The sequence below is a fragment of the Yersinia sp. FDAARGOS_228 genome, from assembly GCF_002073315.2.
GTDB lineage: Bacteria > Pseudomonadota > Gammaproteobacteria > Enterobacterales > Enterobacteriaceae > Yersinia > Yersinia intermedia.
Window position 1 is genome coordinate 762,956 of record NZ_CP020409.2, and the last position, 18,376, is coordinate 781,331.

Consider the following 18,376-nt stretch of genomic DNA (forward strand, 5'->3'; position numbering starts at 1 on the left):
CTGAAAATTGAAACAATACAGCTGAAACTTATCTCTCCGTAGAATGACTGAGATAAGGATTAACCTGTATTAGAGTCTCTCAAATAATCGCAATGCGAATACGCATTCTGATGAAGAGAGTCGTGTGAGCTAAGTGAAGGCAAGGCGTACGGCACGGAGGAAGCGGAGTGAACTTAAGGTTCATGAGCATTCCGAGTACCGCACAACGCTGTATTCACGACGCGCAACCGACTTGAACAGAAGAAACGTCTTTGGGTTGTGAGGTTAAGCGACTAAGCGTACACGGTGGATGCCTAGGCAGTCAGAGGCGATGAAGGGCGTGCTAATCTGCGAAAAGCGTCGGTAAGCTGATATGAAGCGTTACAACCGACGATACCCGAATGGGGAAACCCAGTGCAATTCGTTGCACTATTGCATGGTGAATACATAGCCATGCAAGGCGAACCGGGGGAACTGAAACATCTAAGTACCCCGAGGAAAAGAAATCAACCGAGATTCCCCCAGTAGCGGCGAGCGAACGGGGAAGAGCCCAGAGTCTGAATCAGTTTGTGTGCTAGTGGAAGCGTCTGGAAAGTCGCACGGTACAGGGTGATAGTCCCGTACACAAAAGCACACTTGCTGTGAACTCGATGAGTAGGGCGGGACACGTGACATCCTGTCTGAATATGGGGGGACCATCCTCCAAGGCTAAATACTCCTGACTGACCGATAGTGAACCAGTACCGTGAGGGAAAGGCGAAAAGAACCCCGGCGAGGGGAGTGAAATAGAACCTGAAACCGTGTACGTACAAGCAGTGGGAGCACCTTCGTGGTGTGACTGCGTACCTTTTGTATAATGGGTCAGCGACTTATATTTTGTAGCAAGGTTAACCGAATAGGGGAGCCGTAGGGAAACCGAGTCTTAACTGGGCGTCTAGTTGCAAGGTATAGACCCGAAACCCGGTGATCTAGCCATGGGCAGGTTGAAGGTTGGGTAACACTAACTGGAGGACCGAACCGACTAATGTTGAAAAATTAGCGGATGACTTGTGGCTGGGGGTGAAAGGCCAATCAAACCGGGAGATAGCTGGTTCTCCCCGAAAGCTATTTAGGTAGCGCCTCGTGAACTCATCTTCGGGGTAGAGCACTGTTTCGGCTAGGGGGCCACCCCGGCTTACCAAACCGATGCAAACTCCGAATACCGAAGAATGTTATCACGGGAGACACACGGCGGGTGCTAACGTCCGTCGTGAAGAGGGAAACAACCCAGACCGCCAGTTAAGGTCCCAAAGTCATGGTTAAGTGGGAAACGATGTGGGAAGGCATAGACAGCCAGGATGTTGGCTTAGAAGCAGCCATCATTTAAAGAAAGCGTAATAGCTCACTGGTCGAGTCGGCCTGCGCGGAAGATGTAACGGGGCTAAACCATGCACCGAAGCTGCGGCAGCGACGCTTAGGCGTTGTTGGGTAGGGGAGCGTTCTGTAAGCCGTTGAAGGTGACTTGTGAGGGTTGCTGGAGGTATCAGAAGTGCGAATGCTGACATAAGTAACGATAATGCGGGTGAAAAGCCCGCACGCCGGAAGACCAAGGGTTCCTGTCCAACGTTAATCGGGGCAGGGTGAGTCGACCCCTAAGGCGAGGCTGAAAAGCGTAGTCGATGGGAAACAGGTTAATATTCCTGTACTTGGTGTTACTGCGAAGGGGGGACGGAGAAGGCTAGGCTAGCCGGGCGACGGTTGTCCCGGTTTAAGCATGTAGGCGGAGTGACTTGGTAAATCCGGTTGCTTATCAACGCTGAGGTGTGATGACGAGCCACTACGGTGGTGAAGTAGTTGATGCCAAGCTTCCAGGAAAAGCCTCTAAGCATCAGGTAACATTAAATCGTACCCCAAACCGACACAGGTGGTCAGGTAGAGAATACTCAGGCGCTTGAGAGAACTCGGGTGAAGGAACTAGGCAAAATGGTGCCGTAACTTCGGGAGAAGGCACGCTGGCATTAGGTAAAGAGACTTGCTCTCGGCGCCGAAGCCAGTCGCAGATACCAGCTGGCTGCAACTGTTTAATAAAAACACAGCACTGTGCAAACACGAAAGTGGACGTATACGGTGTGACGCCTGCCCGGTGCTGGAAGGTTAATTGATGGGGTCAGCCGCAAGGCGAAGCTCTTGATCGAAGCCCCAGTAAACGGCGGCCGTAACTATAACGGTCCTAAGGTAGCGAAATTCCTTGTCGGGTAAGTTCCGACCTGCACGAATGGCGTAATGATGGCCAGGCTGTCTCCACCCGAGACTCAGTGAAATTGAACTCGCTGTGAAGATGCAGTGTACCCGCGGCAAGACGGAAAGACCCCGTGAACCTTTACTATAGCTTGACACTGAACATTGAGCCTTGATGTGTAGGATAGGTGGGAGGCATTGAAGTGTGGACGCCAGTCTGCATGGAGCCAACCTTGAAATACCACCCTTTAATGTTTGATGTTCTAACTCGGCCCCGTAATCCGGGGTGAGGACAGTGTCTGGTGGGTAGTTTGACTGGGGCGGTCTCCTCCCAAAGAGTAACGGAGGAGCACGAAGGTTAGCTAATCACGGTCGGACATCGTGAGGTTAGTGCAAAGGCATAAGCTAGCTTGACTGCGAGAGTGACGGCTCGAGCAGGTACGAAAGTAGGTCTTAGTGATCCGGTGGTTCTGAATGGAAGGGCCATCGCTCAACGGATAAAAGGTACTCCGGGGATAACAGGCTGATACCGCCCAAGAGTTCATATCGACGGCGGTGTTTGGCACCTCGATGTCGGCTCATCACATCCTGGGGCTGAAGTAGGTCCCAAGGGTATGGCTGTTCGCCATTTAAAGTGGTACGCGAGCTGGGTTTAGAACGTCGTGAGACAGTTCGGTCCCTATCTGCCGTGGGCGTTGGAAGATTGAGAGGGGCTGCTCCTAGTACGAGAGGACCGGAGTGGACGAATCACTGGTGTTCGGGTTGTCATGCCAATGGCATTGCCCGGTAGCTAAATTCGGAAGAGATAACCGCTGAAAGCATCTAAGCGGGAAACTTGCCTCGAGATGAGTCTTCCCTGGGGCTTTAAGCCCCCTGAAGGAACGTTAAAGACTATGACGTTGATAGGCTGGGTGTGTAAGTGCAGCGATGTATTGAGCTAACCAGTACTAATGATCCGTGAGGCTTAACCTTACAACACCAAAGGTGTTTTGTGTTTGAGAGATATTGATATTTTCAGCGACGTTCCGAGATTGGGCTGGCTGGCTGTATGGAGACATATAGCGGGTTAGTTTAGACAGAATTTGCCTGGCGGCCTTAGCGCGGTGGTCCCACCTGATCCCATGCCGAACTCAGAAGTGAAACGCCGTAGCGCCGATGGTAGTGTGGGGTCTCCCCATGCGAGAGTAGGACACTGCCAGGCATCAAATAAAGCCGAGACCCCATGCCAAAAGCGTGGGGTTTTTGCTATGGGTTGAATATGGCAAGATGTGTAAATATTGAGCGTGAGTGGTCACGGCCAGGAAGTATACTCAGCAGCGTTCAATATTGCAGGGGCCGGTGAGAGAAACCCGGCAGTCAGAGAGATGAATAAAACAGAAGGCTACCCTGATGGGTAGCCTTTTTGTATTTATAGTTCTGGTTGATCCGTTTTGAGCCATCTACAAATAAACTCAACGATCTGATTTGGTTGATTAATGTCTAATTGCGCTATTACAGTATCCATCGGCTCGTCACTTGCCAAAGCGATAACGTATTCATCGATCAAATCAGCGAAAGGCTTACCTACCGCCGCCCTATAAAGAGCAATTTTGCTGATTTTTTCATGCTTAAAACCCTCAACTAAAATCAAATCGATAGTTGATGTATCTAATCGGCTAGCCAGATAATGAAGATCCAACGGTGGTTGCTCAGGTGTTTCCGTCATTAATGCCCAGCGGCAATCACTAACAACCAATGTTTGATGGGCTCCAGCTTTACGCAATTCATAGCTGTCTTTGCCCGGCGTATCAATTTCCATATTGTGATGAGTATGTTTGATTAAACCGACTCGGATTTGGCGCTGTTGGAGTAAGGGGATCAGGTGTTTTAGTAAGGTTGTTTTTCCTGTACCACTGTATGCGGCTATACCGAGTAATGGGGGGATATTTCGATTCATAATGGGCCTCTTTTACCTTGTTCCCATAACTCGCAATCTGCAGGAGTATTTAGGTTGCTGAATTGATGGGGTTGCCCATTGAATACCACTCTTTTCGCATTGATACTCGCCATAAATATCATTAACTTACGCTCCCCTTTTGCCAGATATGCTTCTAGGGTCGGTTTAAGACTAACATGCATTAAAGCTAATGTTGGATGCTCACGCTCACTATCACTGACATAAGCTGCAAGAGCCTGCCCTTTTGATTGCCAGAGCTGGGAAACCAGATTAAGTGGCAGCATAGGAACGTCGCAGGGTGCAAATACAACCCATTCGGTAGCTGAATGACTTAACCCTGCATGCATGCCAGCCAGTGGGCCTACAAAGCCGGTAATGATATCGTTGATAACGGGAATGCCACTTTCTTGGTAGAAAGCTTGGTTGCGATTAGCATTAATCAATAAATCCTCAACCTGGGGCCTTAATCTGTCAATCACATGTTGGTACAGTGGCTTTCCATTAAGGGAAATTAATCCTTTATCGTTTCCGCCCATTCTGGACGAACGGCCTCCTGCAAGAATAACGCCTGTAATATTAGGCCGCATTTCTATCACTCCACTGTATTAAACTGACTCTGGGATTGTATCTTCAAATAGGTGAACAGGTCAGGATTTACTTTTATTGACAATAGGCTCTCTTTCCCTATGTGAATATCCCTGCTACTTTGTCAGCATATTTTTGAATAGGATAACTTCGCTATGAAATGTCATCGTGTTAATGAACTGATTGAGCTTTTACACCCAGCCTGGCAGCAAGAACCTGATTTAAATCTGGTGCAGTTTTTACAAAAATTGTCCGAGGAAGCCGGTTTTACAGGTAATTTTGCAGATTTGACTGACGATATTCTTATTTATCATCTGAAAATGCGCGGTTCGGCATCAACGGAAGTGATTCCCGGTCTGAAAAAGGATTATGAAGAGGATTTTAAAACAGCACTATTGCGAGCCCGTGGCATCATTAAAGATTAGTCACACTCCTGTCTGCGTAGGTAGGGGCTTTAATGATACTATTTCTTATTCTCAGCGCGCCGCTGCCACTTATACAGACTGAATGTTGTTATGAACAACTCTGCTTTTAATTTTCAGACTTTGTCTCCAGACCTGATTATGGACGCCCTTGAGGCTGTCGGGTTGCGGGTGGATTCAGGGTTAACTGCGCTTAATAGTTATGAGAACCGCGTCTACCAGTTTATGGATGAAGATCGTAAACGGTATGTGGTGAAATTTTATCGTCCCGAGCGTTGGAGCCGTGAGCAAATTACTGAGGAACACCGTTTTTCGCTTGATTTGGCAGAATCGGAGATCCCGGTTATCGCCCCATTGCAGTTAAACGGCGAAACTTTGCATACTCATGGTGGTTTTTTCTTTGCTGTGTTCCCAAGTGTCGGTGGGCGGCAGTATGAAATAGACAACCTTGACCAACTGGAATGGGTTGGGCGTTTTCTCGGCAGAATTCATCAGGTGGGTAGCGATGGGCTTTTTGTTGCTAGACCAACGATGGGTATTGAAGAGTATCTCACCGAGCCGCGTCAGTTACTGGCCAGCAGTGTGTTAGTGCCAGCCAAACAGAAAGACAAGTTTCTGGCTGCAACCGACTTGTTGATCGCCACTATTAAGCAATACTGGCATACCGATTGGCAGCCATTACGACTACACGGTGATTGCCATCCTGGAAATATTTTGTGGCGTGATGGGCCAATGTTTGTCGATTTGGATGATGCCAGAAATGGTCCAGCGGTTCAGGACTTGTGGATGTTATTACACGGCGAGCGCAGAGAGCAATTAATCCAGTTGGATATACTGCTGGAAGCTTATGGTGAGTTTGCTGATTTTGATCAGCGTGAACTCGCATTAATTGAACCTTTACGCGCGATGCGGATGGTTTATTACCTTGCATGGGTAGCCAGGCGTTGGCAGGACCCTGCATTTCCGAAAAGTTTTCCGTGGATGGCGGAGTCTGATTTTTGGTTACAGCAGACTGCATCATTTACAGAGCAGGTTAAGCTGTTGCAGGTACCCCCTTTGCAGCTGATGCCAATGTACTAAAGCTAAGATAATGGAGATTGTTATAGTATGAAAAAAGTATGGTTAGCTCTCGTTGGCATGGTGATGGCATTCAGTGCATCTGCCGCACAGTTTACGGATGGAACCCAGTACCAGACGTTAAATAGACCAGTAACGGGTGAGCCTCAGGTCTTAGAGTTTTTCTCTTTCTATTGCCCGCACTGCTATCAGTTTGAAGAGGTTTACCATGTTCCTCAGGCAGTAAAAAAAGCCTTGCCAGAAGGGACTAAAATGACCCGTTACCATGTTGATTTCCTTGGGCCATTAGGTAAGCAACTAACTCAGGCATGGGCTGTTGCCATGGCATTGGGTGTTGAAGAAAAAATAACACCACTGATGTTTGAAGGTGTACAGAAAACACAAACTGTTCAAACTCCTGATGATATCCGTAATGTCTTCATTAAAGCGGGTGTGAGTGGCGAAGATTATGACGCAGCATTAAACAGCTTTGTCGTTAAATCACTGGTTGCTCAACAACAAAAAGCGGCTGAAGATTTACAATTACGTGGTGTGCCAGCGATGTTTGTTAATGGCAAATATATGATTAAGAACGATGGCATGGATACCAGTTCAATGGATATCTATGTTAAACAGTATGCGGATGTCGTTAAGTTCCTACTGACCCAAAAGTAATTTTGTAAAAGGAGGAGCTGGTTTTTGTCAGCTCCTCTTTCACTTATCAATACCCAGATTGTGCTCAGTACTTCAATTCTGTATCTACCTCTGACGTGGAAATCATCATGTTTACTAATGTGACGATAATACGACTAAATACTGATTTTATATTTTTCGCAGCATTATTTTAGATGGATTCATCTATTTCAGTGATGGATAAATGCCGATATTAGCGATGTTAAAAGATAAAATGAGGCGATGATGAGTAATAAAATAGATAGTGCGATAAATTATCCATAAGTGAAATTTATTTACCTTAAGTCTGTAACTGAATAAGTAATATCCACAATTTAGATAAAGGAAAAATGACAGTAAAATTAAAAAACAATCAATGTAACTGAATGATTATTCTAGTTTTAAATATTACCCCTAGGAAATAAGCCACATAGTTATAATCTGCACATGTTTTTACTCACAAAGTTATCCACAGATTAGATCATCAGGATCATTGAGTGAAAATGCTCTCTTTCGCACAAGAATGGACGCTAAAATTCGTCTCTTGTCGTCAGCTATGGCATTCTTAGTGTTAGACCTTGCTGAATAAAGATGAAGAAACCTTATGGCCCAGATTGCAGAAAACCCATTGATCCTCGTTGACGGTTCCTCTTACCTCTATCGCGCTTACCATGCGTTCCCACCACTGACCAACGGCAGTGGCGAACCAACGGGTGCGATGTACGGCGTGTTGAACATGTTGCGCAGTCTGTTGCTGCAATATCGTCCTAGCCATGTCGCGGTAGTATTCGATGCTAAAGGTAAAACATTCCGTGATGAGCTTTTCGCTGAATATAAATCCCACCGCCCACCCATGCCTGATGATTTGCGGGCTCAAATTGAGCCATTGCACCAAATGGTGAAAGCTATGGGGCTGCCTTTATTGGTTGTTTCTGGTGTGGAGGCCGACGATGTTATTGGTACTTTAGCGCAAGAAGCTGAGAAAGCAGGTCATGCCGTATTAATCAGTACTGGTGATAAGGATATGGCGCAATTAGTTACGCCAAATATCACTTTAATCAATACAATGAATAACGCTATTTTGGGGCCGCAGGAAGTATGCGAAAAATACGGCGTTCCTCCTGAATTGATTATTGATTTTCTGGCTCTAATGGGGGACTCCTCAGACAATATTCCAGGTGTTCCTGGTGTTGGTGAAAAGACCGCACAAGCTTTATTACAAGGTTTGGGTGGGCTGGATGCGCTGTTCAGTAATTTGGATAAAATATCCACACTGACATTCCGTGGTGCTAAAACCATGTCCGCCAAGTTAGAGCAGAATAAAGATGTTGCTTACCTCTCCTATAAATTAGCCACCATAAAAACAGACGTTGAATTAGATGTGACCTGTGATGAGCTAAAAGTTTCGGCCCCTGATGATGATCAATTACATCAGTTATTCAGCCGTTATGAATTTAAGCGTTGGTTGGTTGATGTAGAAGCAGGCAAATGGCTAGATGGTAAAAAAGATCGGCCAACGGCACAAACAAGTAATAGAGCTTTTGCGGTAGCAGAGCCAGTTGAGGCAGTTGAAGTCACCGCAGTATTGTCACAAGAGAACTATCAGACCATTTTGGATGAGAAATCTTTAGCTGACTGGATTGAGCGCCTTAAAAAAGCAGAAGTTTTCGCTTTTGATACTGAAACTGACGGTCTGGATACGCTTAGCAGCAATTTAATCGGTATATCTTTCGCCGTTGCACCGGGTGAGGCCGCTTATTTGCCCTTGGCGCATGATTATCTGGATTCTCCTGCCCAGCTCGACCGGGATTGGGTATTGGCCACGCTAAAACCACTACTGGAAGACGATAAAGCCCTTAAAGTTGGCCAGAATCTCAAGTTTGACCAAAGCATGCTGGCACGTTATGGCATTGAGCTGCGCGGTATCGCTTTCGATACCATGCTGGAATCTTACGTTTTAGACAGTGTTGCTGGTCGCCACGATATGGATAGTCTGGCAGAGCGTTATCTCAACCATAAAACTATTACTTTTGAAGAGATTGCCGGCAAGGGTAAAAACCAACTGACCTTTAATCAAATTGCGTTGGAACAAGCTGGGCCTTATGCCGCAGAAGATGCCGACGTTACGCTACAGTTGCATTTGGTGCTGTGGCCAAAACTGCAACAAAGTGAAGGGCTAAAGCGGGTATTCCAGGAAATTGAGATGCCGTTATTACCGATTCTGTCCCGTATAGAGCGTACAGGTGTCTTGATTGACCAGAATATCTTGGCCGCACATTCAAAAGAGCTGACTATCCGCCTCGATGAGTTGGAAAAACAGGCCCACGAATTGGCTGAAGAACCGTTCAACCTGGCATCGCCTAAACAGCTTCAGGCCATTTTGTATGAAAAACAAAAACTGCCCATTTTGAAGAAAACCCCTGGTGGTGCCGCTTCAACCAATGAAGAAGTGTTGGCTGAGCTAGCGTTAGATTACCCTCTGCCGAAGGTGATCCTAGAGTATCGTGGTCTGGCTAAGCTAAAAAGTACTTATACCGATAAGCTGCCGCTGATGATTAACCCAGTTTCAGGCCGCGTCCATACGTCTTATCATCAGGCGGTGACAGCGACAGGGCGTTTGTCCTCACGTGATCCTAACCTACAAAACATTCCAGTGAGGAATGAAGAAGGCCGTCGTATACGGCAGGCTTTTATTGCGCCCAAAGGTTATCGCATCATGGCGGCTGACTACTCACAGATTGAGCTGCGTATTATGGCGCACTTGTCGCAGGATAAAGGGCTATTAGCTGCGTTTGCTGCTGGAAAGGATATCCACCGTGCGACAGCAGCGGAAGTCTTTGGTACGCCACTGGAAAAGGTCACAACTGAACAACGCCGCAGTGCCAAGGCAATTAACTTTGGGCTTATTTATGGGATGAGTGCTTTTGGTCTGGCGCGGCAGCTAAGTATTCCTCGTGGGGAAGCACAGCGCTATATGGACCTCTATTTTGAGCGCTATCCCGGCGTGTTGGAATACATGGAGCGCACACGTAAGCAAGCTGCTGATCAAGGTTATGTTACCACTCTGGATGGTCGTCGCCTCTATTTGCCAGATATTCATTCACGTAATGCAACTCGCCGTAAGGCTGCTGAACGTGAAGCGATCAATGCGCCAATGCAAGGTACCGCCGCTGATATTATCAAACGGGCAATGATTGCCGTTGATGCCTGGTTACAGCAGGAACCAGAACCATTGGTACGGGTAATCATGCAGGTACACGATGAATTGGTGTTTGAAGTGCATGAAAGTGTATTGGAAAGCGCTGAACAAAAAATTCGTGAACTGATGGAGCAGAGTATGCAACTGGCGGTGCCATTGAAGGTGGATGTCGGTGTTGGTGATAACTGGGATCAGGCTCACTAGCTTTGTGGGTAAGTGGCGATAAATAAAGCATTTTATGTAATTAAGCTACATTTATCCGCTGTTATACGGAGAAGATGTGCGCTGAATCGTGCCAATTTGTGTAACTATACAACAAAAAATTCTTTTGCCCTGCGAAAAAATGATGTAGAGTTACAGACGTAGGGTACAGAGGTAAGATGTTCTATCTTTCAGACCTTTTACTTCACGTAATCGGATTTGGCTGTATATTAGCCGCCCCAGTTATTTATGACTGGGGCGTTTTTTATTGGGATTTATGGGGGCTTTTCGCGAACCAATAGGGGAAACAGTAGACCGCCGCAGTGAAAATACGGTTTGATGATTTTTATTCAAGGGGGAGTAATATTGCCGGGTATTAATTTAGGGCGATATCAATATCACCCTTGGGGATAACAGCCCTTGCGGGCTGCTTGTTAGCACTTACTCACCTTCATCGTCATAATCATCAATCATAACTTCTGGTGGGATCTCGCTAAACCAGGTATCCAGTTTTTCCCGCAGTTTTTCGACGCCAATCTTTTTCAAAGAAGAGAATGCTTCAACCTGAATATCACCCATAAATGGAATAATCGCTTCTCGCACCATGTTCAGTTGGGCCTTGCGGGCACCAGAAGCTAGCTTATCCGCTTTGGTCAGCAATAAAAGAACCGGTGTACCAACGGCAACTGCCCAGGTGATCATCTGCTGATCTAAATCTTTCAATGGATGGCGAATATCCATCAACACAACTAATCCTTTCAGGCAGTTACGCTTCTGCAAGTATTCACCCAGCGCACGTTGCCACTTGAGTTTCATCTCTTCCGGGACTTCCGCATAACCATAGCCCGGTAAGTCAACCAAGCGAATGCCGTCAACAACTTCAAACAGGTTAATTAGTTGAGTACGGCCGGGGGTTTTACTGGTTCTGGCCAGACTTTTCTGGTTAGTTAATGTATTGAGTGCACTTGATTTACCGGCATTTGAGCGGCCAGCAAATGCCACCTCAATACCTTCATCACGTGGCAGATGGCGGATATCCGGAGCGCTGATGACGAAGTGAGTCATGTGATAGTTATAGTTTCTGATAGTCAAAATTTGTCGTCTCCGTGAGAGATAGCTTACATGCAGCGATTATAACTGCATCAGGCAAAAAAAAGGGGGTTTATCTTTTATACCCTCCAAGTAACAGGGTTCAGGTATACTGGCAGACGCGCTGGTTGAGTTGCCTTGAGGGCCGCAGATATGGCAAGGATGGCGCATTGCAGGAGGGAGATACCCGGTTGTTATGTCAGTGCAGGGAGTGTGCTGTCAGGATATCCTTCCGCAGAAGATGCGAAAAAGGGCGACAGGTTAATCTGCCGCCTTTTTTCTTTCTCTTCTTTCTGCTAGATTCCGGCCCAATCCTATACTAAATCCGATCCCATACTTATTTACCCATTTAAGAGCACAGGTTATGAAGCAGCCAAACAAAGCACCACGCGCGAATATTGCGGCCCCGAAAGGCACCGCCACGCCTAAGCGTATTAGAAAGACCCGTGTAGAGCTTGATATTGAAGCCCGCGAGCGTAAACGTCAGAAGAAACACAGTGGTAATCGCTCAGGGGCGAGAACCAACGTAGAAGGCAGCAACAAGAAGGGCCAGTCTGAGACTCAAGAGAAAGATCCACGCATCGGCAGCAAAGTACCTGTGCCTCTGGTGGTTGAGAGCAAGGTTAAAGCTAAGCCAACCACTAAGCCGGTGGCTAAAGTTGCAGCTAAGCCACGTCTGACGCCGGAAGAAGAGCTGTCTAAGCTGGAAAACGACGAGCGTCTGGATGCATTGCTGGATCGTCTGGATAATGATGAAGTATTGAGCAAAGAAGATCAGGCTTATGTTGATCTGACGTTGGATCGTATTGATGCCCTAATGGAACAATTGGGTATTGAATTGGGCGACGACGAAGATGACGAAGCGCCAGAAGAAAAGCAGGAAGACATTCTGCAATTACTGAAACGTGGTAATCCAAAAGATACATTTTAAACCATGAATTGGGTGATCCCGATAATAGCCCTATTGCTTACATGTTATCTATTGTGGTTATTGGGTAAACTATGGCGACTGTCGCAACGGAGAAAGCGGTTGCGCAGTGCTACTGCGGCCAGACAACGAAAACATCTGCCCTCTAACCGGCCTGGTAGGCGTAAATATCGGAAGGAATGAACATGTCTGAGCAGGCTATAGTTTGGGATCTGTCCCTGATTCAAAAATATAATTATTCAGGGCCGCGTTATACGTCGTACCCCACGGCACTTGAGTTCAGTGAAGATTATAATGAATCTGCTTTTCAGCAGGCAGTGAAGCGTTACCCACAACGGCCTTTGTCGCTGTATGTGCATATCCCGTTTTGCCATAAACTTTGTTATTTCTGCGGCTGTAATAAGCTGGTAACGCGGCAACAGCATAAGGCTGATGAGTATCTGGCGGTCTTGGAAAAAGAGATCTGCCAACGTGCGACGTTCTTTGCCGGGCGTCAGGTTAGCCAGATGCACTGGGGGGGCGGTACACCGACCTATCTGAATAAAAAACAGATTACCCACCTGATGAATTTGCTGCGTGATAACTTCGATTTCCTGCCCGGTGCTGAGCAGTCAATAGAAGTAGACCCACGAGAAATTGAGCTGGATGTGCTTGATCATCTGCGTGCTGAGGGGTTTAACCGCCTGAGCATGGGAGTCCAGGATTTTAATAAAGAGGTTCAACGGCTGGTTAATCGTGAGCAGGATGAAGATTTTATCTTTGCCCTGATCGCCCGCGCTAAAGCCCTTGGCTTTAACTCAACTAATATTGATTTGATTTATGGTTTGCCAAAACAGACACCGGAGAGTTTTGCTTTTACCCTCAAACGGGTAGCCGAACTGAATCCTGATCGCCTGAGCGTTTTCAATTACGCGCATTTACCGAGTCTGTTTGCCGCTCAACGTAAAATTAAAGATGCCGATCTGCCGAGTGCCGAACAGCGGCTGGATATTTTGCAGCACACCATCAGTTTCTTAACTGAGTCCGGCTATCAATTTATTGGTATGGATCATTTTGCCCGGCCAGATGATGAGTTAGCCATTGCGCAGCGCGAAGGTAAATTACACCGTAATTTCCAAGGCTATACCACCCAGGGCGACAGTGATTTACTCGGTTTGGGGGTTTCTGCTATCAGCATGTTGGGCGACAGCTATGCGCAGAACGAAAAAGATTTGAAGACTTACTATGCCTGCGTGGAACAGCGTGGCAATGCGCTGTGGCGTGGTTTGGCGATGACTGAAGATGATTGCTTGCGCCGCGATGTGATTAAAACGCTGATTTGTAATTTCCAAATCAGTTATCAGCCGATTGAGCAGCAGTATGGTATTCGTTTTGCTGATTATTTTGCCGAAGATTTTGAGCTATTAGCACCTTTCGAGCAAGATGGGCTGGTGGAGCGTGATGACAAAGGCATTCGGGTAACTCCGCGCGGGCGCTTACTCATTCGCAATATTTGTATGTGTTTCGATATCTATTTACGGAAACAGGCGCGTAAGCAGCAGTTTTCACGCGTGATCTGATGATGTCCCCCCCAATGGTCAACATGACTTTGAGGGGGCGTCTTCGCAGGGATTAGTCTCTTTCGTTCAACTACTCCATTCCCAGCTCTTTTAACTTGCGCGTTAAAGTATTGCGGCCCCAGCCCAGCAAACGTGCTGCTTCCTGCTTATGACCTTGAGTATGGCGTAATGCTGTGGTTAACAGCGTGCGTTCCATTTCCGGCTGTGCCTCAGATAACAGGTCCTGATGACCGGAACGTAAAGCGCGTTCAGCCCATTGTGCCAGTAAGGTTGCCCAGTTATCTGGCGTCCGCTGACCTGAAGCATCTGGCGTACTGGTTTCAAACAGTTCAGAAGGTAAATCCTGAGTCAGTACTTCCTGCCCGGCAGCCATCACCGTCAGCCAGCGACAGGTGTTTTCCAGTTGGCGCACGTTACCTTGCCAAGGCAGACGGGTCAGTGCCACTTCAGTCTCAGGGTGCAGATTTTTAGCTTCCACACCTAATTCTTTAGCCGCCACTTGCAAGAAGTAACGAGCCAAACGCGGAATGTCTTCACGGCGTTCACGCAGCGGCGGCAGATGTACCCGAATCACATTCAGGCGATGGAATAAATCCTCACGGAATTTACCTTCCTGAACGCGCAGCTCCAGATTTTGGTGAGTGGCAGCGATAATACGGACATCTACTTTGACCGGTGCGTAACCCCCGACGCGATAAAACTGACCATCAGCCAGCACACGCAGCAGGCGGGTTTGTACATCCAATGGCATATCACCGATTTCATCTAAAAACAGTGTGCCGCCATCGGCTTGTTCAAAACGGCCCTGGCGCACTTGATTCGCGCCAGTAAAGGCGCCTTTCTCGTGGCCGAATAATTCAGATTCAATTAAGTCTTTCGGGATCGCCGCCATATTCAGCGCGATAAAGGGCGCTTTAGCCCGAGGGCTATGGCGATGTAACGCATGGGCCACCAACTCTTTACCGGTACCAGACTCACCATTAATCAGCACACTAATAGAGGAGCGAGATAAGCGGCCGATGATACGGAAAACGTCTTGCATCGCCGGTGCTTCGCCAATGATATCAGCGGTTGGTCCGCTGGCGGGTTGGCTGCGTGCCGGTTGCTGCTGCTCCTGATAATGGCTGATAGCCCGCTCAACCAGCGCAACGGCTTCATCAATATCAAAAGGTTTAGGCAGGTAATCAAAAGCCCCTTGCTGATAGGCGCTGACCGCAGCATCCAAATCGGAATGTGCCGTCATTATGATGACCGGGAGCATCGGGTGGCGCTGCTTAATCTGTTTCAGCAGGGCTAATCCGTCCATGCCTGGCATGCGAATATCCGATAACAACACATCCGGGGTTTGTGTCGCGAGTGCATCCAACACCTGGTTACCGGTATCGAAGGTTGCACAGTTCAGGCCCGCTCCAGTCAGTGCACGTTCAAGCACCCAGCGGATGGAGCTATCGTCATCGACGATCCAGACTATCCCTCGTTGCATAGAAACCTCACTGGCGAATAGGCAGGTAAACCGAGAATTCGGTATGTCCCGGCCAACTGTTGAATTCAATTTTACCCGAATGTTGATCGATAAGATTACGGGCGATAGACAAGCCAAGGCCAGTCCCCCCCTCGCGACCACTCACCATCGGGTAAAACACGGTATCTTGTAATTGCGTTGGAACGCCTGGGCCGTCATCTTCAATATCAATGCGAGCGCTCAAACGATAGCGCACACCATGCAGTGTTATCTGAAAAGCAGTACGGGTGCGCAGCGTAATGGTGCCGCCAGCGCCCCCCAAAGCCTGTAATGCATTGCGAGTGATATTCAGCAGCACTTGTTCAATTTGGTCTGGATCATGGGCCAGTTCAGGTAAACTTGGGTCATAGTCACGGACTAATGTCACATTATCTGGTTTTTCTAGTGAGACTAACTGACAAACCCGTTCAGCAACCTGATGGATACTTTGTGTGACGTGTTGACCGGGGCGTTGTGGCCCTAATAAACGATCAACCAGATTACGCAAGCGGTCTGCCTGCTCAATGATCACTTTGGTATATTCCAATAATGCCGGATCAGGTAACGCTTTAGACAATAATTGTGCCGCACCACGTAAGCCACCCAACGGGTTCTTAATCTCATGAGCTAGCCCACGCACCAGATCACGGGCTGCGACTTGCTGTGCATGCTGTAATTGCTCTTGGCTTAACCGACGCTGATTATCCATCGGTGCCATTTCCAGCAATATAAAACCTTCCGGCAGTGACTGTGCTGTCAGCGATAAAATATGCGCACGGCCATCAACCACTACGGTCACTTCGTTATCGGTAAAACCTTGACCAGCAATCAGACTTTCCCGCATCAAGTCGATATTAAGCGAGAAATAGCCTAATAAATCGGGCAGCGGTGTACCAAAAAGTTTACGGGAGCTTTGCGCCAGAAGTTGCTGCGCAGCGGGATTGGCATAATGGATAGCCAAATCATCATCTAATAGCAGAATACTATTAATGAGAGAATTAAGGATCTGCCCAGCATCGGGCAGCGTGCCTGTTGCCATTACGCAGACTCCTGCACACTTTTGGTGCATCTATATTTGTGAATACATCCTAATCGGTTCAGTCACGACTGAGCCAGAAGAATTATGACGAAAACGAAAAGTGGAGAAAAAAGCCCATCCGGAGATGGGCCAAAAGTTTCCACGGCAACAACCCTTCATCTTTCAAGTTGTAGGTGTGTTGGCTGCTCTCACTCACCCGAATCACTTAACTGGTGTAAGCTCATCGGGATTCTCTCGCTTGCCGCCTTCCTACACCTTGAAATCTATTGGGTAAACTAAAACTAAACGCTGTAATACAGTTCGAACTCAACTGGGTGCGGAGTCATACGAACGCGGTCCATCTCTTCTTTACGCAGTTCGATGTAAGCATCGATAGCGTCGTCAGTGAACACGCCACCACGGGTCAGGAACTCGCGGTCTTCGTTCAGTGCAGCCATTGCTTCGTCCAGTGAACCTGCAACTTTTGGAATTTCTGCTTCTTCTTCCGGTGGCAAGTCATACAGGTTTTTGTCCATCGCATCACCAGGGTGAATTTTGTTGATGATGCCATCAAGGCCAGCCATCAGCAGTGCTGCGAAGCACAGGTATGGGTTAGCGGCTGGATCCGGGAAGCGTGCTTCAATACGACGCGCTTTCGGGCTGGCAACCACTGGGATACGGATAGACGCTGAACGGTTACGAGCGGAGTATGCCAACATGACCGGTGCTTCGTAGCCTGGGACCAAACGCTTGTAAGAGTTAGTCGTTGGGTTAGCCAAGGCGTTAATTGCTTTTGCGTGCTTGATGATACCGCCGATATAGAACAGCGCCATTTCAGACAGACCAGCATATTTGTCACCCGCGAACAGATTATTCCCGTTCTTGGACAAAGACATATGGCAGTGCATGCCTGAACCGTTATCACCAAACATAGGTTTTGGCATAAAGGTCGCAGTTTTGCCGAATGCGTGTGCCACGTTGTGCACTACATATTTATAGATCTGAATTTCATCGGCTTTCTTGGTCATGGTATTGAAGCGGGTAGCCACTTCATTCTGACCAGCGGTAGCCACTTCATGGTGATGCGCTTCTACCACCAGGCCCATTTCTTCCATGGTCAGACACATGGTAGAACGCAGATCCTGTGAAGAATCGACTGGAGGAACTGGGAAGTAACCGCCTTTCACTGCTGGACGGTGGCCTTTGTTACCGCCTTCGTATTTAGTGCTGGAGTTCCATGCGCCTTCGATGTCATCAATCGACACATGAGAACCACGGATGCTGCTGCCGAAACGAACATCGTCAAACAGGAAGAATTCTGGTTCTGGCCCGAACAGCACGGTATCTGCGATACCTGAAGATTTTAGGAACTCTTCTGCGCGTTTTGAGATTGAACGTGGGTCGCGATCATAACCTTGCAGGGTGCCTGGCTCAAGGATGTCACAACGGATAATCAGTGTGGAATCTTCGAAGAACGGATCCATAACAGCGGTGCTGGCGTCTGGCATCAGTACCATGTCGGATTCATTAATGCCTTTCCAGCCACCAATCGAGGAGCCATCAAACATTTTGCCTTCTTCGAAGAAGTCAGCGTTGACCTGATGAGCCGGAATAGTGATGTGTTGTTCTTTCCCTTTGGTATCGGTGAAGCGCAAATCAACAAATTTCACTTCGTGCTCATTCAGCATCGTCAAAACATGTTCAGCGGACATACTTATATCTCCTGGATTTGTCATAGTCGTCGTGGAACGATTACCGTTTTATCCCCTTCGAACTTGAAGTTGCAGGGTTGTTAGCTGCATTCACTCACCCAAATCACTTACCTAAGTAAGCTCATTGGGATTCATTCATTTGCTGCCTACCTGCAACACCAATTTCTTTGGGTATATATAATAGTGTTCAGTTATTCATGCTAAACTGCGTCATAAAATCTATTGCGAAATCTATGCCAACTTTCCAAACGCCCCGTTTATGCCATATCATAGGGGTCTGCTGATATTCAGTATGCACCAGG

General features: G+C 47.6%; 12 protein-coding genes and 2 rRNA genes. 8 read left to right on the plus strand and 6 right to left on the minus strand.

What is annotated here, in order from left to right; genetic code table 11:
• Positions 1 to 262 precede the first annotated feature (262 nt).
• Both A6J67_RS03445 and rrf read left to right on the plus strand, forming a co-directional pair.
• Positions 263 to 3,168, plus strand: a 23S ribosomal RNA gene (locus tag A6J67_RS03445).
• A 113-nt stretch (positions 3,169 to 3,281) separates the two neighbouring features.
• A 5S ribosomal RNA gene (gene rrf, locus A6J67_RS03450) occupies positions 3,282 to 3,397 on the plus strand.
• Between the two features lie 207 nt (positions 3,398 to 3,604).
• On the opposite strand, the gene mobB is transcribed toward rrf, so the two are convergent.
• Together mobB and mobA are read right to left on the minus strand one after the other, a co-directional pair.
• Positions 3,605 to 4,132: a molybdopterin-guanine dinucleotide biosynthesis protein MobB gene (gene mobB / locus A6J67_RS03455; RefSeq protein ID WP_080608054.1), complete on the minus strand. Its 528-nt coding sequence runs from the start codon at positions 4,130 to 4,132 to the stop codon at positions 3,605 to 3,607.
• On the minus strand, positions 4,129 to 4,719 hold the full coding sequence (gene mobA / locus A6J67_RS03460; protein WP_042568865.1) for a molybdenum cofactor guanylyltransferase MobA: 591 nt from the start codon (positions 4,717 to 4,719) through the stop codon (positions 4,129 to 4,131). Before mobA ends, mobB begins: the two co-directional genes overlap by 4 nt.
• Positions 4,720 to 4,872: 153 nt before the next feature.
• On the opposite strand from mobA, the gene A6J67_RS03465 reads away from it, so the two are divergent.
• The 4 genes from A6J67_RS03465 (at position 4,873) to polA (ending at position 10,270) form a co-directional block, all read left to right on the plus strand.
• Positions 4,873 to 5,142 (plus strand): YihD family protein, encoded by a 270-nt coding sequence (locus A6J67_RS03465; protein ID WP_042568866.1) that lies wholly within the window; start codon positions 4,873 to 4,875, stop codon positions 5,140 to 5,142.
• A 90-nt stretch (positions 5,143 to 5,232) separates the two neighbouring features.
• Positions 5,233 to 6,219: a serine/threonine protein kinase gene (locus A6J67_RS03470; protein WP_042568867.1), complete on the plus strand. Its 987-nt coding sequence runs from the start codon at positions 5,233 to 5,235 to the stop codon at positions 6,217 to 6,219.
• Positions 6,220 to 6,246: 27 nt separating this feature from the next.
• Positions 6,247 to 6,870 (plus strand): thiol:disulfide interchange protein DsbA, encoded by a 624-nt coding sequence (gene dsbA, locus A6J67_RS03475; RefSeq protein WP_005191200.1) that lies wholly within the window; start codon positions 6,247 to 6,249, stop codon positions 6,868 to 6,870.
• Between the two features lie 601 nt (positions 6,871 to 7,471).
• Positions 7,472 to 10,270, plus strand: a complete 2,799-nt coding sequence (gene polA, locus A6J67_RS03480; protein WP_050074206.1) for a DNA polymerase I — start codon at positions 7,472 to 7,474, stop codon at positions 10,268 to 10,270.
• Positions 10,271 to 10,708: 438 nt separating this feature from the next.
• Here the strand turns inward: polA and yihA are convergent, their stop codons facing one another.
• A complete protein-coding gene (gene yihA, locus A6J67_RS03485) occupies positions 10,709 to 11,359 on the minus strand; it encodes a ribosome biogenesis GTP-binding protein YihA/YsxC (RefSeq protein ID WP_032907610.1) in 651 nt (216 codons plus the stop codon).
• A gap of 361 nt (positions 11,360 to 11,720) precedes the next feature.
• Here yihA and yihI point away from each other — a divergent pair, with 361 nt between their 5' ends.
• Complete coding sequence (yihI, locus tag A6J67_RS03490; RefSeq protein WP_005191191.1) at positions 11,721 to 12,287, plus strand: Der GTPase-activating protein YihI; 567 nt, start codon at positions 11,721 to 11,723, stop codon at positions 12,285 to 12,287.
• Between the two features lie 182 nt (positions 12,288 to 12,469).
• Positions 12,470 to 13,843 (plus strand): oxygen-independent coproporphyrinogen III oxidase, encoded by a 1,374-nt coding sequence (gene hemN, locus A6J67_RS03500; protein ID WP_032907609.1) that lies wholly within the window; start codon positions 12,470 to 12,472, stop codon positions 13,841 to 13,843.
• 70 nt (positions 13,844 to 13,913) lie between these two features.
• Here hemN and glnG read toward each other — a convergent pair whose 3' ends face one another.
• From glnG to glnA, 3 genes are all read right to left on the minus strand, one after another.
• Positions 13,914 to 15,326, minus strand: a complete 1,413-nt coding sequence (gene glnG, locus A6J67_RS03505; RefSeq protein ID WP_042568869.1) for a nitrogen regulation protein NR(I) — start codon at positions 15,324 to 15,326, stop codon at positions 13,914 to 13,916.
• A gap of 7 nt (positions 15,327 to 15,333) precedes the next feature.
• Complete coding sequence (gene glnL, locus A6J67_RS03510; protein WP_005191181.1) at positions 15,334 to 16,383, minus strand: nitrogen regulation protein NR(II); 1,050 nt, start codon at positions 16,381 to 16,383, stop codon at positions 15,334 to 15,336.
• Positions 16,384 to 16,664: 281 nt separating this feature from the next.
• Positions 16,665 to 18,074, minus strand: a complete 1,410-nt coding sequence (gene glnA, locus A6J67_RS03520) for a glutamate--ammonia ligase (RefSeq protein ID WP_005191178.1) — start codon at positions 18,072 to 18,074, stop codon at positions 16,665 to 16,667.
• Positions 18,075 to 18,376 lie beyond the last annotated feature (302 nt).

Excerpts from the sequence above, each read along its gene's own strand:
- glnL (WP_005191181.1), bottom strand. The coding sequence starts at position 16,383 with ATGGCAACAGGCACGCTGCCCGATGCTGGGCAGATCCTTAATTCTCTC.
- yihI (WP_005191191.1), top strand. The coding sequence starts at position 11,721 with ATGAAGCAGCCAAACAAAGCACCACGCGCGAATATTGCGGCCCCGAAA.
- dsbA (WP_005191200.1), top strand. The coding sequence starts at position 6,247 with ATGAAAAAAGTATGGTTAGCTCTCGTTGGCATGGTGATGGCATTCAGT.
- polA (WP_050074206.1), top strand. The coding sequence starts at position 7,472 with ATGGCCCAGATTGCAGAAAACCCATTGATCCTCGTTGACGGTTCCTCT.
- mobB (WP_080608054.1), bottom strand. The coding sequence starts at position 4,132 with ATGAATCGAAATATCCCCCCATTACTCGGTATAGCCGCATACAGTGGT.
- glnA (WP_005191178.1), bottom strand. The coding sequence starts at position 18,074 with ATGTCCGCTGAACATGTTTTGACGATGCTGAATGAGCACGAAGTGAAA.
- glnG (WP_042568869.1), bottom strand. The coding sequence starts at position 15,326 with ATGCAACGAGGGATAGTCTGGATCGTCGATGACGATAGCTCCATCCGC.
- A6J67_RS03465 (WP_042568866.1), top strand. The coding sequence starts at position 4,873 with ATGAAATGTCATCGTGTTAATGAACTGATTGAGCTTTTACACCCAGCC.
- A6J67_RS03470 (WP_042568867.1), top strand. The coding sequence starts at position 5,233 with ATGAACAACTCTGCTTTTAATTTTCAGACTTTGTCTCCAGACCTGATT.
- mobA (WP_042568865.1), bottom strand. The coding sequence starts at position 4,719 with ATGCGGCCTAATATTACAGGCGTTATTCTTGCAGGAGGCCGTTCGTCC.
- hemN (WP_032907609.1), top strand. The coding sequence starts at position 12,470 with ATGTCTGAGCAGGCTATAGTTTGGGATCTGTCCCTGATTCAAAAATAT.